This is a genomic window from Micromonospora cabrerizensis (assembly GCF_022230955.1).
GTDB lineage: Bacteria > Actinomycetota > Actinomycetes > Mycobacteriales > Micromonosporaceae > Micromonospora > Micromonospora cabrerizensis.
Map to the genome: position 1 here is coordinate 102470 of NZ_JAKKFI010000077.1, position 16090 is coordinate 118559.

A 16090-nucleotide genomic window follows, 5' to 3' on the forward strand; every position below is an offset into this window, starting at 1 on the left:
TACGGGAGAAGGGGGGCTTGTCGCGTGGTCCGTGTCGCTACGCGTGCGCCCGCGCGTCGTGCCGTGCTGCCATGCCGCGCAGACGATCGGCGATCGCGAAGGCCGCGTCGTCCGAGTCGTCCCTTACCCTCGCACCGGTCAGCGCATCTGCCAACGCGATCAGTTCCGCCGACGGCAGGCTGCTCCCTCCCTGACTGACGGGCAGCTTCAGCACAATCCCCGACTCCGCGGAGTGGGCGACCAGCACCGACACGACATCACGTCGCGGGTCGTCGCGTGAGCTGACATCCGCCGTCGAGAGGTCCACCCACCTCGGCCGGAGCCACCGGCGCTCGCCGAGCAGCGTCCCGTCCAGCCACCAGGCGTAGGGGATCACCGCCAGTATCGCCAGACCGACCGCCCCCACGATGTACACGCCGAGCATGAACCCGACCGCGACAAACAGGTGCGGCACCAGCGAGCCCCACACGTTGACGGGGTCCTCGGTGAGGGACTCGACGATCAGGTCAGCGGGCATCCAGATCAGGACACCCGCCACGAAGAGCACGGGTGACGCGAGCACCGCCGCCCTGACCTTGCGCGCCGTGCCGGCACCCAGCGACAGCCGAACCTTCGAACGTCTCCCCATGCCCGCCAACCGTAGCCTCCTCGATCACCTGGTTGGCCACCCCGACGGCGCCGCTTTACAGACCGCCGGCTCACCCGTCACCATCACCCCACACCCTTGATCAAGACCCTTACCAACACCTTGCGGTCAGGGCTGAGGGCGTCTGGAGGTAGAACATGCTCCTCAAAGCCATCACCGTCGCGCTGGTGCCCCTTGCGGGGTTGGCCGCAATAATCTGGATCGCCAACTGGCCCTTCCACACCCCGTGGGCGAAGAAGCTCAGCCCCGAGCAACGTCGGATCAACCTCGCGCACAACCAACGTCATCACCGTCGTGCCGTACGGGTTGTGTTGCCCATGCTCGCCATCGTGCTCGGAATGACCTCCGTGAGCATCCTGGCGAGCCCGAGAGGTGATCCGTTCGCGGCGACAGTCATGGGCGCCTGCTCGGTTGTCTGCGCCGGCGTGTTCGTCGCGGTGATCAGGAAGGGGCGCAGGCGGCCTTGACTTCACTGGCCCGGCTCAAGGGACGTCTCGGGTCAGGGGTTGATCAGTTTCCAGTCGCCTTCGGAGATGACCTCGACGGTGCCATCGACGGGGATCCGGGCACGTAGCCCTCGCACCGCAACTCGCCGGCCGGGAGGGGCCGACCAGGCATGGTGCTGGCCGGCCCCTCCATCGGTCAGAAGGTCTGACCGGCCTGCACGCTGGCGACGAACGTCGCCCACTCGGTCTGGTCGAACATGACCTGCTCACCCGGCCGCTGGGAACTCCGGACAATCCGGTTGAGCTTGGCGTCGATGGCGACCTCGACACAGTTCGAGGTGCCACTCTCGCACTGAGCGGGCTTGACGAAATTGAGCTGCTCCACGGTGTCGCTCCTTCTTGTCCGCCGGCCGTCGGGTGCGGCTGGTCGTTGGGTGAGGGGTCTATCGGGATAGCGGGAGGTCGTAGGCGATGAGCTGCCCGAAGGCCTCCGCCCATTCGCGGCACCGGGCGACGGTGCGGCAGCGCGGGCAGCGGCCACCCACGCCTTGGTGCTCGACGAGGGTCCGCTGCCAGCGTTCCGCCAGGCGGGCGAGCGCCGACGCCTTCACGGCCGCTCACCCGCGGCGGTCGCGGCCAGGACGTCAAGGTCGACCAGCACCTCGAAGCACCACGGTTGTGTGCAGTCGGCGGACTCCCACGAGCACTCAGGGCCGTGCCCGTACACCCACCAGTAGGCGGGCTCGTGGGACTCGTGGACGGAGACGACGACAATGTCGTGGTAGGTGTGGCCATCGCCGTCGGGGCCGGGCTTCCACTCGCCGGGCCGCACCGACAGCCGGGTGCCCGGGCCGGGCATCGTCCGGGCGGTCAACGGGTCAGCCCGTCGTACAGGTGCTCCGCCCGCCGCTGCCGGCCCAGCGCACGCACCCGCCCCCGGGCGGCGGCCTGCTCGCGGGCCTGAATGCGCTGGCCGATGTCAAGGAACATCGGTGCCTGCCGTTGGGGTACGGGTCGGTGCCACAGCCTCCGCCACAGCCCGACGATGGTCTTCATCAGGATCGGCTCCCTCCACTCGTGGACGCGGCCCGGCCTCAGTGCGGGCATCGTTCGCCGGGGTCCTGCACGCTGCCTGTGCAAACAGCGTCTCCCCGGCAGCCGGGCTGATCCAGACTGACAATGTCCGCTGGTTGTCCGCGCTGTCCGCGGACAGCAGCGCCGTTAGGGTGTGCGGGTGAGCGGCTACCTGCAGGTGTCAACGGCCATCGAAACGCGCGACGCCGCCGTGCGGCTTGCTGAAGGGGCAGTCGGCGCTCGGCTCGCCGCCAGCGCGCAGGTCATCGGCCCGGTCACGAGCGTGTTCTGGCACCACGGGGAGCAGGGCTCGGGCGAAGAGTGGCAGGTGCTGCTCTACACCACGGCAGAGCGGTACCCGCAGCTGGAGCGGTTCGTTCTCGATCAGCATCCTTGGACGAACCCGCAACTCAGCGCGGTGCCGATCGTGCAGGGTTCTACGGAGTACCTGACGTGGTTGAGCCGCTCAGTCGAGGACGCGTAGACGCGGCTGCGGCGAGGGCCTGCAGGTCGACTACGCAAGGCATCGCGGCGTGCGGCTCCAGGCGGTGTAGGAACGCGTCGAGGCGTTGACCCGGACGGACGGACCCGACGCCGCCGGCGAGGCGGACGGCGCTACCGGCTGCTTGGCAGGCCTGCTCGATTTCGTTCGCGTCGAGATAGGCGTCGGCAAGCCACGACAGGTAGAGAGCCTTGTCACGGGCCTGCGTGTCGCAATAGGTGCCCAGAGCGCGCTCCAGTAGGGGGATCGCCCGGACTGGCCGATGAAGTACCGTCCAACACCGACCCGTCATGATCTCGCCTTCGAGGCGATCGACCCAGTACACCCAATCTGGCTCGGGCCGGTCGTCGTGCTCGGCGAGGAAAGTCAATCCGATGCCGAGGTGCCGGTCCGCGGCCGTCGCGTCACCCGTGACAGCGAATGCCCACGCGGCCCGCAGATTCAGCAGAACCCGAACTTTCGGCGTAGCGGTGGTGCCAGCAGCATCGCAGGCCGCGCTGGCGGTGTCGGCCGCCCGGCCACCGCTGGCGAGCTGCTGATAGGCCAGGAACGCCAGTCCGTTGCCCGTGAGCGCGTGGTCCTCGGCGTCGCGGGCTGCGGCGAGGCTGATCCGATAAAGCCTCTCGGCGTCCGGATGGTCACCAGCGTCGAATGCCGCCCACCCGGCCAACTGCGCCTGTTCGGCAAGAATCGCCAGCAGCTGCCTGCCGGTTGCCTCGCTGTAAGAACCGTCCTGAATCAGCCGTGTCGTGGAAGCAACCTCAGCCCTGTACAGCTGGTGGGTGTCGGCACCGCCGAGGTAGTTGTCGAGCCGGCGCAGGCGGGCAGTGCGATCAGCAAGCCGGCGGGGAACGGCGTTGCCAACATGGCGGCCGTGGGCGAGCAAGGTGTGCGGGAGAGCAGCGGCCAGGCCGGCGGCGGCGACGAACTCGCGGCGTCGGATACCCGGACGTACCGCGGCGAGCGCGGCCAGCTCCCCGCCGGCTTGGAGGGCGTCGTCGACGCGTTGTGCGGCCTGCGAGGTGGGCATCTTCGCGCCGGTTTCCAGCTCGTGCAGGTACGTCTTGCCGTGGTAGGTGAGCTTGGCCAGGTCGCGCAGGGACAGGCCGCGCTCTGCGCGGAGCTGGCGCATCCGGCCAGGAAACGATGGTTCAGTCACAGCTGCCACCCCAGGTAGAGGACTGGACTGGGCGGCGGCACCACCGGCCTCTACAACGGCTTCGCGCCATCACTGACGGTACCGCCGGTGTGCCCGCCCGTCACGCCTCCTCGCCGCCTGCGACAGACGAACAGGCCCGCCGGTGATCCTCACCAGCGGGCCCCGACTGCTGTATTCGTGAGTTGCTGACCTGACCTGTAGGGCTGGCTCGGCTAATGGGACGCCTCGGTCAGGGGTTGATCAGTTTCCAGTCGCCTTCGGAGATGACCTCGACGGTGCCATCGACCACCTTGATGGCAGTGTTGTCGTCGATGGCGTACGTCGGGACCGGGATTCCGGAGGCCCACTTCTGGATGTGGGACAGCGTGACGTCCTCGATGTCCGGATGATCGAGGTGGGGGTACAGCGTGAAGTCCACCAACCCCAACGCCCGATCAGCGCCCTGCGCCATGTCGCTGCCATCAGGGACGAACTGCCTGTCGAATTCGGAGTCGCAGTTGTACGGGGTGACCGCGATGCTCCCGGCGCTGACCCCCACATAGACCGTGTCACTCAGCGACGGCAACAGGCCAGCCAGGCCCGACTGGCGCAGCCAGTAGGTCAGGTACAGCACATCGCCACCCCAGACGAGGAGGGCATCTGCCTCCCGGACCGCCGGGACCCAGTTCTCTTCTCGGATGGTCGGCAGCGCGGTGAGCTCCAACATCCCCAGGGATTTCCAACCCAGCTGGCACAGCGGGATGGAGGCGTGGCCGTGAATCGCCTTCCACGCCCTTTCTCCTCCGCCGGGGAAGGGGTAGACACCGGTGGGGATGAACAGGGCCGTGGACTCGGCGATCGGCTTGCCCAGCAGGTCGACCAGCGCGTCGGAGATGCTCGGGTTACAGATGCCCGACGACGTGAGAAGAAACTTCATGACGTCCGCTCCCCTGAAGCCACCGCACGACGGCGATCATGATGTCCATGAGGCCAGCGCCCCGGCTCGCTGACCGAAGCAACGCATCGCTGGATCATCCGCTCGCGGCCGTCCAACCGTCAATCGCCGACGCCCGCAGGACTCCGCGAGTGCTTCGGTGAGCGGCACGATCCTCGCGACACCTCCGGGTCCGGCCCGGCGGCGTCAGCGAAGGGGAATGGGGAAGGGGATCTCCCCCCTCAGCGCCTTCTCGGCCAATTCCGTTCGCTCCACATGAAGGACGTTGTCCTCCAGAGGGTGCTTGGGCACGTTGACACACCGCTGACCAGGCAGGACCTCACACACAGGGCACTCCAGGAATTGCCCACTCGACGGCACCAGCTCGACGCCCTGGGCCAGCGCCGCTCTGCCGATCTTGACGATCGAGTGGTACAAGTCGGGATCCTGATGCCGGGCAGCGGCAGCAGCCACCTCCCGCATCCCTTCCCAGAACCGTTCGGCAGCCCTTGGCTCTTCCACCCTGATGCGCACTCCTGCGCCTGCCCGCCACCGGGCCGACGAAACCTCAGCAACGGCTCCGGCTTGTCCACACCAGAGATCTCAGCCGCCCGTCCCTTGGCGTTGATTGATCAGCGGCGGGGCGCAGTCAATCGAAGCGAACGACTTGCTCTTGAGCTGCTGTTACGCCCCCGCCTGGGATCCCGACCCCCTGTTGGCCCAGCGAATGGCGCCCGCCAGTAGCTGAACTGGCGGGCGCCCTGCTACCTCACGCCGAGCAGCCAGCGATCAGCTCTGCCAACCCCACCGCGACGCCGGCAGCGGTCACCACCAGGCGCGCAAGTTCCACACGGTTGGCGATCCGGCCCCGTCTATGGCGTACCCGGGACCCCTTGCCCTTCGTTTCCGACATTGCCGATGCCCTCCCAATGGAGCAGAGGCCGGGGCGGTGCATCGTGTCCGCGGTGCACCGCCCCTTCCAACCCCCTGCCAGACCCAGTTGCCTGGCGGGGCGATCAACGGCGGGGACGTGAATGACCGTCGCACAGGCGGTGCGATGCGCAGTCCCGTAGATGAGACTCCGCAGGTCAGGGCACTGAGGCGACCATGCTCGCCCTTGACGGAACCTGTCACGATGCCTTGGTGAAGCTGGATCGGAAGACGTGGCTGCTCGCCGCCGGATCCGTAGCGTTGATCGTGCTCGCCCTGGCGCTCTTCGCCGCCGCCATCTCTGCGGCGTACAGGGCCCCGTCGGACGAGGAACAGCCGAAGGTCACCGACTGGATGCAGGCGTGGGGCAGCATCGCGGGGGTGGTCGCTGGCTTGGCTGCCGCAGGGGCCGCCACGGCGCTGCTACTGCACGAGTGGCGACGAGCCGAGGTGGCGGAGCGACAACTCGCGGAGGAGCGGGCAGAGAGCGCCCTGAGTGTGCCCAGGGCGATCGTCGTCCTCCCCGCTCTCCTCAGTGGCGGTGCAAGCCCGAGCGGGGAGCAGCACATCTACGAGGTAGAAACCGCCATTTACAACCACGGCTCGACGGGCGTCCGGAACGTCGCGTTCATCGTTTCCCTGCCCGAGGGAGGACCTCGCCTGCTTCTTCCCCGAGTCGCGATGATCGGGCCAGGTGGGCGAGGGCAGATCAAGGAGAAGTCCGGCAAGCCCGTTCCGTATCCGGGCCCTTCGAAAATCGGCACGCTGGAGGCAACCGTCACGGTCTGCTTTATCGATCACACCAACCAGGCGTGGCAGATAGCGAGCGACGGCGAGGTGTCGCGGACGACCGAGCCCTACCCCGCAGAGGAACGGGCGGTGACGTTCCCGCTTGTCTGAGCGGCGGTCGCCGCCCGGCTCGGACACGCGAACGCGTCGATGACTCTGCGGCCTGTTGACCGCCCCAACCGCTATTTGGCGTTGAAGTAGCTGGCCTCCGGGTGGTGGACCACGATCGCGTCGGTGGCCTGCTCCGGCATCAGCTGGAACTCCTCGGACAGCTCGACCCCGATCCGCTCCGACCCGAGCAGGTCCACGATCTTCGCCCGGTCCTCCAGATCGGGGCAGGCAGGGTAGCCGAACGCGTACCGGCAGCCCCGGTAGTCGTTGCGCAGCAGACCGGCCAGGTCCGTCGGGTCGTCGTGGCCCAGCGGACGGCCGTCGGGCAGCGTCAACTCGGCCCGGATCCGCCGGTGCCAGTACTCCGCGAGCGCCTCGGTGAGCTGCACGGACAGGCCGTGCACCTCCAGGTAGTCGCGGTACTCGTTGCGGGCGAACAGCTTCGCCGCGTACTCGCTGACCGGCTGGCCGACGGTGACCAGTTGCAACGCGACCACATCAAGCTGGTCGCCCTTGGGCTTGAAGAAGTCCGCCAGGCACAGCCGCCGCTCCTGGCGCTGGCGCGGGAACGAGAACCGGGCGCGCTCCGCGTGCCCGTTCTCGTCGAGCACCACCAGGTCATTGCCCTCGGAGTACGCGGGGAAGTAGCCGTACACCACGGCTGCCTCCAGCACCTGGTCGGCGATCAGCCGGTCCAGCCAGTACCGCAGACGCGGCCGACCCTCGGTCTCCACCAGCTCGTCGTAGGACGGACCGTTGCCGCCTCGGGCGCCGTTGAGCCCCCACTGCCCACGGAAGGTGGCCCGCTCGTCGAGCAGCGCCGCGTAGTCGGCCATCGGCACGCCCTTGATCACCCGGGTGCCGAAGAACGGTGGGGTGGGCACGGCCACGTCCACGGCCACGTCGGAGCGGATCGAGGAGTCGTGCAGCTCCGGCAGGGACTCGCTGACCATGGACCGTTGCCGTTCCCGGCGGGCCCGCCGCGCCGCGAGCGCCGCCTCCCGCTCCGGGTCGATCACCGGCGCGCCGCCACGCTTGGCGGTCATCACCTTGTCCATCAGGGACAACCCCTCGAAGGCGTCCCGGGCGTAGTGCACCTGCCCGGGGAACATCGACCGCAGGTCGTCCTCGACGTACGCGCGGGTCAGCGCCGCCCCACCCAGCAGGACCGGCCAGCGCTCCGCGACCCCGCGCGTGGCCATCTCGGCGAGGTTTTCCTTCATGATGACGGTGCTCTTGACCAGCAGCCCGGACATGCCGATCGCGTCGGCCCGGTGCTGCTCGGCGGCGTCCAGGATGGCGCTGATCGGCTGCTTGATGCCGATGTTCACCACCTCGTAGCCGTTGTTGGACAGGATGATGTCGACCAGGTTCTTACCGATGTCGTGCACGTCGCCGCGCACGGTGGCCAGCACGATGCGACCCTTGCCGCCGTCCTCGATGGTCTCCATGTGCGGCTCCAGGTAGGCCACCGCGGTCTTCATCACCTCGGCGGACTGGAGCACGAACGGCAGCTGCATCTGGCCCGAGCCGAACAGCTCACCGACCACCTTCATGCCGTCCAGCAGGATGTCGTTGATGATCGACAGTGGGGACCGGCCGCCGGCCATCGCCTCGTCCAGGTCGGCCTCCAGGCCGTTGCGCTCACCGTCGATGATCCGCCGCTTGAGGCGCTCGTCCAACGGCAGCGCGGCCAACTCCTGCGCCCGGCTGGCCCGGGCGCTGGTCACGTCGACGCCCTCGAAGAGCTCCAGGAAGCGCTGCAACGGGTCGTACCCCTCGCGGCGACGGTCGTAGACCATGTCCAGGGCGACCTCCCGCTGCTCGTCGGGGATCTTCGCCATCGGCAGGATCTTGCTGGCGTGCACGATCGCGGAGGTCAGGCCGGCCTGCACACACTCGTGCAGGAACACCGAGTTGAGCACCTGCCGGGCCGCCGGGTTGAGCCCGAAGGAGATGTTGGAGATGCCGAGGGTGAAGTTGATCCCTGGGTAACGCCGGGCGATCTCCCGGATCGCCTCGATGGTCTCCAGCCCGTCGCGGCGGGTCTCCTCCTGCCCGGTGGCGATCGGGAAGGTCAGCGTGTCGATCAGGATGTCGGACAGGTCCATCCCCCACCGGCCGGTCAGGTCGTCGATGGTGCGCGAGGCGATGCGGACCTTGTCCGCCGCGGTGCGCGCCTGCCCTTCCTCGTCGATGCACATGACCACCACGGCGGCACCGTGCTCCCGGATCACCGGCATCACCCGCCCGTAGCGGGACTCCGGGCCGTCGCCGTCCTCGAAGTTCACCGAGTTGACCACGCACCGGCCGCCGAGCATCTCCAGCCCGGCCTCGATCACCGCCGGCTCGGTGGAGTCCAACATGATCGGCAGCGTGGACGCGGTGGCGAACCGGCCGGCCAGCTCGCGCATGTCCTGCGTGCCGTCGCGGCCGACGTAGTCGACGCACAGGTCGAGCAGGTGCGAGCCGTCGCGGGCCTGGCTGCGGGCGATCTCCACACAGGCCCGCCAGTCACCGGCGAGCATCGCCTCGCGGAACGCCTTGGAACCGTTGGCGTTGGTCCGCTCCCCCACCATCAACACCGACGCGTCCTGGGCGAACGGCACCGGGTGGTACACCGAGGAGACACCCGCCTCGTGCCGGGGCTCGCGCGGCGGAGCGGTGACGCCGTGCAGCCGCTCGGACAGCACCCGGATGTGCTCCGGCGTGGTGCCACAGCACCCACCGATCAGCCCCACGCCGTACTCGGTGATGAACCGCTCCAGGGCCTCGACCAGCTCGACGGGAGTCAGCGGGAAGTACGCACCGTCGGCGGTCAGCACCGGCAGGCCGGCGTTCGGCATCACCGACAGCGGGATGCGGGAGTGCTGCGACAGGTACCGCAGGTGCTCGCTCATCTCGGCCGGGCCGGTGGAGCAGTTGAGCCCGATCAGGTCCACGCCGAGCGGCTCGATCGCCGCCAGGGCCGCACCGATCTCACTGCCCACGAGCATGGTGCCGGTGGTCTCCACCGCGACGTGACAGATGATCGGCACCGTCTGGCCCAGCTCGGCCATCGCCCGCTTCGACCCGACCACGGCCGCCTTGACCTGGAGCAGGTCCTGGCAGGTCTCGATGATCAACGCGTCCGCGCCACCGACGATCAGACCGGCGGCGTTCTCCTGGTACGCGTCGCGCAGGGTCGCGTACCCGGCGTGCCCGAGGGTGGGCAGCTTGGTGCCCGGCCCGATCGAGCCGAGCACGAACCGGGGTCGCTGCGGGGTGCTGGCCGCGTCGGCGGCCTCCCGGGCGATGCGCGCGCCCGCCTCGGACAGCTCCCGGATGCGCTGCGGGATGTCGTACTCGGCGAGGTTGGCCAGGTTGGCGCCGAACGTGTTGGTCTCCACGCAGTCCGCGCCGGCGGCCAGGTAGGCGTCGTGGACCCCACGCACCACGTCCGGCCGGGTGACGTTGAGGATCTCGTTGCACCCCTCCAGCCCGTCGAAGTCGTCGAGCGTGAGGTCTGCGGCATGCAACATCGTGCCCATCGCCCCGTCGGCGATGAGAATCCGGTCGGCCAGCACATCCATCAACGAAGTCCGCACCCGTTCAGGTTAGTGCCGACCCCGCCGCACCCAGCGGCCCTCGGCACCCGATCCCATATTGTGTCAGCGGGATCACGCTGTCTGGTTCGTTCGTGTATGACCGGTCGTCGGTCCGGTGGACCGGCGCGGCCGACGGGCCGCATCCCTGCCCGGCACGTAGGCTGGCGGACGTGAAGGACAACAGGGACGCCGCTGTGCCACACGGTACGGCGACCGGGCGCGATCCCGGCGCCGACCGCGACGAGCAGGGTGAGGTGACGGCGTGACCGAGTTCGACGGACTGCCGGTGCTGCGGTCCCCGGTGGCCATCGCCGCCTTCGAGGGCTGGAACGACGCCGCCGACGCGTCCACGGCGGCCGTCGAGCACCTGGAACAGGTCTGGAACGCGCGGCAGATCGCCGAGCTGGACCCGGAGGACTTCTACGACTTCCAGGTCAGCCGGCCCACCATCACGATGGCCGACGGGGAGACCCGCCGGGTGGAGTGGCCGACGACCCGGTTCATGGTGGCCAGCCCGGAGGGCACCGACCGCGACGTGGTGCTGATCCGCGGCATCGAGCCCAGCATGCGCTGGCGGACGTTCTGTGAGCAGGTGCTGGAAATCTGCCACAGCCTCGAGGTGGAACGGGTGGTGCTGCTCGGCGCGCTGCTGGCCGATGTTCCGTACACTCGTCCGCTGCCGATCAGCGGCAGCGCCTCCGACGCGCAGGCCGCCGAGCGCTACCAGCTCACCCCCACCCGCTACGACGGGCCGACCGGCATCGTCGGCGTGCTGCACGACGCCTGCACCCGCGCCGAGGTGGACGCCGTCTCGTTCTGGGTGCACGTGCCGCACTACGCCAACAACCCGCCGTGCCCCAAGGCCACCCTCGCCCTGCTGCACCGGGTCGAGGAGGTCGTCGACCTGCCGGTGCCGATGGCCGACCTGGCCGAGGAGTCCGCCGAGTGGGAGCAGCGGGTGCGCAGCGCCGCCGAGCAGGACGCCGAGCTGGGCGAATACGTTCGTGAGCTGGAGGAACGGGTCGGCGACGAGGGCATCACCCCGTTGACCGGCGACGAGATCGCCCAGGAGTTCGAGAAGTACCTGCGCCGACGGGGCGGTTCAGCCGGCCCGACCGCCGGCTCCTGGTAGCACTGTTCGTCGCGGGCCCTCGGACCTCTCCTGGTCCGGGGGCCCGTTTTTTGTGGCGTGTCCAGGGTGGCGCCGTCACACCCGCTAGGGCATCCTAGGAACCTAGATGTGATCAAGGAGGCGGGTGTGCAGATCAATCCCGGGGCCGCCGAGTTCCCGCACCGACAGATTGCCACGCAGCTCAAGGCCCAGGTCCGCCGCGGCGACTGGGGGCCCGGCGAGCGACTGCCGTCCATCCCGGCCATCGCCGAGATGTTCGGCGTCGCCAAGCAGACCGTGCAACGCGCCGTCGACCAGCTGCGGGTCGAGGGCATCCTGATCACCAAGCCTGGCTCCGGTACGTACGTCCGGGGCACCCGCCGCCGACTCAACCGACTCTCCCGAGGGCGGTACGGCGGCTTCCGCGGCTACCACACCGACCTGGCCGCCCGGTACCGGCAACAACTCGTCTCGGTTGGCCGCTCCCCCGCCCCCGCCGAGGTCGCCGACGCGTTCGGGGTGCCCGACGGCACCGACCTGCTCTGCCGGCGACACCTCGTCCGCACCGAGGACTCCCCCGTCGAGGTGGGCGCCTCCTGGTTCCTGCCCCGCGACACCACGGGCACCTCACTGGAGCGCACCGAGGCCTTCGGACGCCCCCTCTACCAGGAGGCGGAGGAGGCCACCGGCCGGCGGTACGTCTCGGCCACCGACACGATCAGCGCCCGCCAACCCAGCCGGGAGGAGGCCGAGACACTCCAGATCCGGCCGGACACCCCGGTGCTGCACCTGCTGCACGTCGCGTACGACGCGCACCGCAAGCCGATCGAGGTGGCGCAGGCGACCTGGCCCGGCCCGATGACCACCCTCACCGAGGAATACAAGATCCCCGCCCCGACCCCTGACCCGGAACCCGACCCCGGCCTGGTCCTGGGCTGACGGGTGCCTCGCCGATCACAGCCCCGCCGGACCCGCGCCCATCCTGTCGATCATGAGTTTGACGGGTCCGGTGGAGATCGAACCGCCCGCCAACTTCATGGTCGACCGGGGTTCATGGTGATGATCGACTCGGGTTCTTGGAAACCGGGGCGTCGGAGCGGGCGGGACACCGCGACTTTCTGAAAGCCGAGTGGATCAGGCCCGCGCGGCGCTGCACGCGCGGGGCGGCGCGGCACTACGACGGCGATGCGCGGGCGTTCGCCGCTGGGACGGGTGGGTCAGAGGCGGATGCCCAGGAGGGCGTCCACCGTGTTCGTGAAGAGGGCGGGTGCTTCGGGGTCGTCCGTGGTGCCGGCGAGGGTTGCCTCGGCCCAGCGGTCGGCGACCGCCAGCGCGCCGGGGGTGTCGAGGTCGTCGGCCAGGCGCTCGCGTACCCCGGCCAGCAGCTCGGCCCCGGACGGCCCGGCCGGCGCGGCGGCGGCCCGCCGCCAGCGGGCCAGGCGCTCCTGGGCGGCCGTGAGCAGGTCGTCGGTCCAGGTGCGGTCGCTGCGGTAGTGCCCGGAGACCAACGCCAGCCGGATCGCCATCGGGTCGACCCTGTCGGCGCGCAGCCGGGACACGAAGACCAGGTTGCCGCGGGACTTGGACATCTTCTCGCCGTCCAGGCCGATCATCCCGGCGTGCACGTAGTGCTCGGCGAACGGCGCCTGACCGGTGAGTCGCTCGGCGTGCGCGGCGGACGCCTCGTGGTGCGGGAACAGCAGGTCGTTGCCGCCGCCCTGCACGTCGATCCGGTCACCGAGCAGGTTGAGCGCGATGACCGCGCACTCGATGTGCCAACCCGGGCGGCCCGGCCCCAGCTCCCCACCCGGCCAGGACGGCTCCCCCTCGCGGGCGCCACGCCACAGCAGCGGGTCCAGTGGGTCGCGCTTGCCGGCGCGGTCGGGGTCACCGCCGCGCTCCGGGAAGATCTCCAGCATCTGCTGGCGGGTCAGGTTCGACTCGTAGCCGAACCGGCCGGTGGCGGAGATGTCGAAGTAGACGTCGCCGGTGCCGTCGTCGAGGCGGTACGCGGCGCCGTCCTTGACCAGCACCTCGACCTTGTCGGCGATGTCCGGGATGGACTCGACCGCACCCACGTAGTGCGCCGGCGGGATGATCCGCAGCGCCTCCATGTCCTCGCGGAACAGCGCCGTCTCCCGCATCGCCAGGACCACCCAGTCCTCGCCGTCGCGGGCGGCCCGCTCCAGCAGCGGGTCGTCGATGTCGGTGACGTTCTGCACGTAGCGCACCGGGCGGCCGGCGTCGCGCCACATCCGCTGCACCAGGTCAAAAGTGATCATGGTGGCGGCGTGCCCGAGGTGGGTGGCGTCGTACGGGGTGATGCCGCAGACGTACATGCTCCCCGCGTCGGCCGGGTCGCTCGGGTGGACACCCTGCCGCGCCGAGTCGTACAACGCCAGCGGCTCGCCCCTGCCCGGCAGCCGTGGCACCTCGTGTCCCGCCCAAGACTCCATGGGACCAGCCTAGCCAGCCCGACGACGACGCCGGAGCGCCCCACGGGTGATCAAGATGACAGGCGGGTCACATGGGCGGCCAGGGGATCGCCGGCCAGTCCTCCGGTGGCTGCGGGAAGCGGCCGGTCTCGCGCAACCGGTCGACCCGGGCGGCCACCTCGGCCACCTCGCTGATGGTGAGGTGCTCGGCCAACTCCGCGCCGAGCGGCCCGGTGATCTGCCCGGCGAGCCCGTCGAGCATCTCCACGGCGTCCGTGGGCAGCTGCTTGCCGGCCCAACCCCAGAGCACCGTGCGCAGCTTGTCCTCCACGTGGAAGCTCACCCCGTGGTCCACGCCGTAGATCCGATCGTCGGCCCCGACCAGCACGTGGGCGCCCTTGCGGTCCGCGTTGTTGATCACCGCGTCGAGCACCGCGAGGCGGGCCAACCGTGGGTCGTCGGCGTGGGCGAGGGCGTACGCGGCACCGTCGTCGTCGCGGGCCGCGGCGATCGGGAACCAGCGTGGCGGCAGCTCCCCGGCCGGTAGGAACCCGACCAGCGGCTCGGCGTCCTCCGGCTCGTCGATCCACAACTGGCAGGAGCCGGGGCCGAAGGGGCCGTCGCGCAGCACGGTGGGCGGCACCAGATCCCAACCCGTCGCACGGGAGACCAGGTACGCCGAGACCTCCCGGCCGGCCAGGGTGCCGTCGGGGAAGTCCCAGAGTGGGCGCTCGCCCCGCACCGGCTTGTAGACGCAGCGGGCACTGACCCCCTCCAGGGTCAGGATGCCGCGCAGCGTCGTGTTCGACGCGTCGACCAGCCGACCCTCCAGGTCGAGCACGCCGTCACGCAGCAGCCGCAGCGCGGCGTCGCCGTCCTGGCGAGGCTGGAGGCCGGACGAGGTCACCGGTGATAACCGTTGTGCCGCGGGCACAGGTGCCCGGCGGGGTCCAACGGTTGGCCGCAGAGCGGGCACGGCGGCCGGCCCGCGTTGACCACTCGCCGGGCCCGCTCGATGAACTGGCGGGTCGCCTGCGGGGTGAGCCGGACCCGGAGCCGGTCCAGGTCCTCGTCCGGCTCTTCGTCCTCGTCGTCGTCTTCGTCCTCGTCGTCCTCGTCGCCCAGCTCGACCTCGGGTTCCACCTCGCCCGCGGCGATCGCCTCGATCACCACGGTCGCGGTGTCCACGTCGAAGGCCAGCCCGAGGGTCCCGACCCGGAACTCCTCGTCGACCGGAGTGTCCAGTGGCTCGTTGTCGCCGATCACCGGCGCCAGCTCGGGCAGATCCACCCCGAAGCGACGCTGCGCCTCGGTGAGCAGCTCCTCCAGCTTTTCGGCGAGCAGGGACACCTGGACCTTCTCCAGCGCGACGCTGACCAGCCGGCCGCCGCCGCGAGCCTGCAGGAAGAACGTGCGCTCCCCCGGCGCCCCGACAGTCCCGGCGACGAACCGCTCCGGCGGTTCGAAGGCGTGCACCTGGTGGGTCATACCCACGACCCTATCCGGCCCGCCATGGCACCGCGCACCCCACCGACCCGAATCGTCCGGAGGGCGGCGCGCCCGGCGTACCAGCGGCTATTCCCGGGCGTGGCGGCCCCGCCGCCGGCCTCGGCCCGCCTCAGCCGACGATCAAGCGGGGGTGTCGCGGCCCGGCGGCCACCGACCGGCGTCGTCACGAGACCGCACCCGCCCCACCGCCGACCGCGGCGTCCGAATCGGTCGCGCGGGGCGCCCGCCGACGCCGCTTGCGCGGCGGCGGCACCAGGGCGGCGAGGTCACCGCCGGTGTCGTTCAACCGGACCAGGAAAGGTCGCAGCGGCGTGAACCGGATCGCGGTCACCGACGCCGGGTCGGCCACGATCCGCTGAAAAAGATCCAGGTGTACGCCGAGCGCGTCCGCCACGATGGCCTTGATCACATCACCGTGGCTGCACGCCAGCCACACCGCCTCGGGCCCGTGCTCGTCGCTCACCCGGGCGTCCCAGGACCGCACCGCCGCCACCGCCCGCGCGGCCATCGACGCCATCGCCTCCCCGCCCGGGAAGACCGCCGCGCTGGGGCGCTGCTGGACCACCGGCCAGAGCGGCTCCTTGGCGAGCTTCTTCAGCGGCTGCCCCTCCCAGCTGCCGTAGTCACACTCGATCAGCCCGTCCTCGACGACCGGGGTGGCCTGCGGAAGCGCCAGCTCCAGGGTCTGCCGGCAGCGGATCAGCGGGCTCGTCACCACGGTCGCCAGCGGCACCGCCCGCAACCGCTCACCCACCGCGGCGGCCTGGGCGCGCCCGGTGTCGTCCAGCTCGACCGGTTGCCGGCCGGCGAGGCCGCCATCGGCGTTCGCCGTGGTCCGGCCGTGTCGCAGAAGCAGAAGGGTCGCCACGCTGCCTACC

Annotated in this window: 17 protein-coding genes; 5 read left to right on the forward strand and 12 right to left on the reverse strand. The window is 70.1% G+C overall.

What is annotated here, in order from left to right:
- Positions 1 to 37 precede the first annotated feature (37 nt).
- The gene (locus LADH09A_RS19630; protein ID WP_238646925.1) at positions 38 to 637 is read right to left on the reverse strand and encodes a hypothetical protein; all 600 of its coding nucleotides are present in this window, start codon (positions 635 to 637) and stop codon (positions 38 to 40) included.
- A 146-nt stretch (positions 638 to 783) separates the two neighbouring features.
- Between LADH09A_RS19630 and LADH09A_RS19635 the strand changes: the two genes are divergently transcribed.
- Positions 784 to 1113 (forward strand): hypothetical protein, encoded by a 330-nt coding sequence (locus LADH09A_RS19635; RefSeq protein WP_238646926.1) that lies wholly within the window; start codon positions 784 to 786, stop codon positions 1111 to 1113.
- A 175-nt stretch (positions 1114 to 1288) separates the two neighbouring features.
- On the opposite strand, the gene LADH09A_RS19640 is transcribed toward LADH09A_RS19635, so the two are convergent.
- From LADH09A_RS19640 to LADH09A_RS19650, 3 genes are all read right to left on the reverse strand, one after another.
- A complete protein-coding gene (locus tag LADH09A_RS19640; RefSeq protein WP_238646927.1) occupies positions 1289 to 1477 on the reverse strand; it encodes a DUF397 domain-containing protein in 189 nt (62 codons plus the stop codon).
- Between the two features lie 222 nt (positions 1478 to 1699).
- A complete protein-coding gene (locus LADH09A_RS19645; protein ID WP_238646929.1) occupies positions 1700 to 1966 on the reverse strand; it encodes a hypothetical protein in 267 nt (88 codons plus the stop codon).
- Positions 1963 to 2148, reverse strand: a complete 186-nt coding sequence (locus tag LADH09A_RS19650; protein WP_238646931.1) for a hypothetical protein — start codon at positions 2146 to 2148, stop codon at positions 1963 to 1965. Before LADH09A_RS19650 ends, LADH09A_RS19645 begins: the two co-directional genes overlap by 4 nt.
- Positions 2149 to 2326: 178 nt before the next feature.
- On the opposite strand from LADH09A_RS19650, the gene cutA reads away from it, so the two are divergent.
- Complete coding sequence (gene cutA / locus LADH09A_RS19655; RefSeq protein WP_238646932.1) at positions 2327 to 2650, forward strand: divalent-cation tolerance protein CutA; 324 nt, start codon at positions 2327 to 2329, stop codon at positions 2648 to 2650.
- On the opposite strand, the gene LADH09A_RS19660 is transcribed toward cutA, so the two are convergent.
- The 3 genes from LADH09A_RS19660 to LADH09A_RS19670 form a co-directional block, all read right to left on the reverse strand.
- The gene (locus LADH09A_RS19660; protein ID WP_372492315.1) at positions 2604 to 3827 is read right to left on the reverse strand and encodes an NsdA family TPR-like regulatory protein; all 1224 of its coding nucleotides are present in this window, start codon (positions 3825 to 3827) and stop codon (positions 2604 to 2606) included. The genes cutA and LADH09A_RS19660 overlap by 47 nt on opposite strands.
- Positions 3828 to 4056: 229 nt before the next feature.
- Complete coding sequence (locus tag LADH09A_RS19665) at positions 4057 to 4743, reverse strand: Type 1 glutamine amidotransferase-like domain-containing protein (RefSeq protein ID WP_238646935.1); 687 nt, start codon at positions 4741 to 4743, stop codon at positions 4057 to 4059.
- Positions 4744 to 4947: 204 nt separating this feature from the next.
- The gene (locus tag LADH09A_RS19670) at positions 4948 to 5274 is read right to left on the reverse strand and encodes a zinc finger domain-containing protein (protein WP_238646936.1); all 327 of its coding nucleotides are present in this window, start codon (positions 5272 to 5274) and stop codon (positions 4948 to 4950) included.
- A gap of 609 nt (positions 5275 to 5883) precedes the next feature.
- Between LADH09A_RS19670 and LADH09A_RS19675 the strand changes: the two genes are divergently transcribed.
- The gene (locus LADH09A_RS19675) at positions 5884 to 6570 is read left to right on the forward strand and encodes a hypothetical protein (RefSeq protein WP_238646937.1); all 687 of its coding nucleotides are present in this window, start codon (positions 5884 to 5886) and stop codon (positions 6568 to 6570) included.
- Between the two features lie 71 nt (positions 6571 to 6641).
- Here LADH09A_RS19675 and metH read toward each other — a convergent pair whose 3' ends face one another.
- Entirely contained in the window at positions 6642 to 10142 is a 3501-nt protein-coding gene (gene metH, locus LADH09A_RS19680; protein ID WP_274529811.1) for a methionine synthase, read from the reverse strand.
- A 277-nt stretch (positions 10143 to 10419) separates the two neighbouring features.
- Between metH and LADH09A_RS19685 the strand changes: the two genes are divergently transcribed.
- Together LADH09A_RS19685 and LADH09A_RS19690 are read left to right on the forward strand one after the other, a co-directional pair.
- Positions 10420 to 11289, forward strand: coding sequence for a PAC2 family protein (locus LADH09A_RS19685; protein ID WP_030332815.1), 870 nt, complete (start codon positions 10420 to 10422; stop codon positions 11287 to 11289).
- A 126-nt stretch (positions 11290 to 11415) separates the two neighbouring features.
- Positions 11416 to 12207: a GntR family transcriptional regulator gene (locus tag LADH09A_RS19690; protein WP_238646942.1), complete on the forward strand. Its 792-nt coding sequence runs from the start codon at positions 11416 to 11418 to the stop codon at positions 12205 to 12207.
- Positions 12208 to 12485: 278 nt separating this feature from the next.
- Here the strand turns inward: LADH09A_RS19690 and mshC are convergent, their stop codons facing one another.
- From mshC to LADH09A_RS19710, 4 genes are all read right to left on the reverse strand, one after another.
- Positions 12486 to 13724, reverse strand: coding sequence for a cysteine--1-D-myo-inosityl 2-amino-2-deoxy-alpha-D-glucopyranoside ligase (mshC, locus tag LADH09A_RS19695; protein ID WP_238646943.1), 1239 nt, complete (start codon positions 13722 to 13724; stop codon positions 12486 to 12488).
- A 67-nt stretch (positions 13725 to 13791) separates the two neighbouring features.
- Positions 13792 to 14610, reverse strand: coding sequence for an SCO1664 family protein (locus LADH09A_RS19700; protein WP_238646945.1), 819 nt, complete (start codon positions 14608 to 14610; stop codon positions 13792 to 13794).
- Positions 14607 to 15191 carry a DUF3090 domain-containing protein gene (locus tag LADH09A_RS19705; RefSeq protein WP_238646946.1) on the reverse strand — a complete coding sequence of 195 codons (585 nt, stop codon included), beginning with the start codon at positions 15189 to 15191 and terminating at the stop codon, positions 14607 to 14609. The genes LADH09A_RS19700 and LADH09A_RS19705 overlap by 4 nt, the downstream gene beginning before the upstream one ends.
- Before the next feature lie 184 nt (positions 15192 to 15375).
- Positions 15376 to 16080, reverse strand: a complete 705-nt coding sequence (locus tag LADH09A_RS19710; RefSeq protein WP_238646947.1) for an MSMEG_4193 family putative phosphomutase — start codon at positions 16078 to 16080, stop codon at positions 15376 to 15378.
- Between the last annotated feature and the right edge of the window lie 10 nt (positions 16081 to 16090).

Coding starts and splice junctions, on each gene's coding strand:
- LADH09A_RS19635 (WP_238646926.1), top strand. CDS start 784: ATGCTCCTCAAAGCCATCACCGTCGCGCTGGTGCCCCTTGCGGGGTTG.
- mshC (WP_238646943.1), bottom strand. CDS start 13,724: ATGGAGTCTTGGGCGGGACACGAGGTGCCACGGCTGCCGGGCAGGGGC.
- metH (WP_274529811.1), bottom strand. CDS start 10,142: ATGGATGTGCTGGCCGACCGGATTCTCATCGCCGACGGGGCGATGGGC.
- LADH09A_RS19650 (WP_238646931.1), bottom strand. CDS start 2,148: ATGAAGACCATCGTCGGGCTGTGGCGGAGGCTGTGGCACCGACCCGTA.
- LADH09A_RS19705 (WP_238646946.1), bottom strand. CDS start 15,191: ATGACCCACCAGGTGCACGCCTTCGAACCGCCGGAGCGGTTCGTCGCC.
- LADH09A_RS19665 (WP_238646935.1), bottom strand. CDS start 4,743: ATGAAGTTTCTTCTCACGTCGTCGGGCATCTGTAACCCGAGCATCTCC.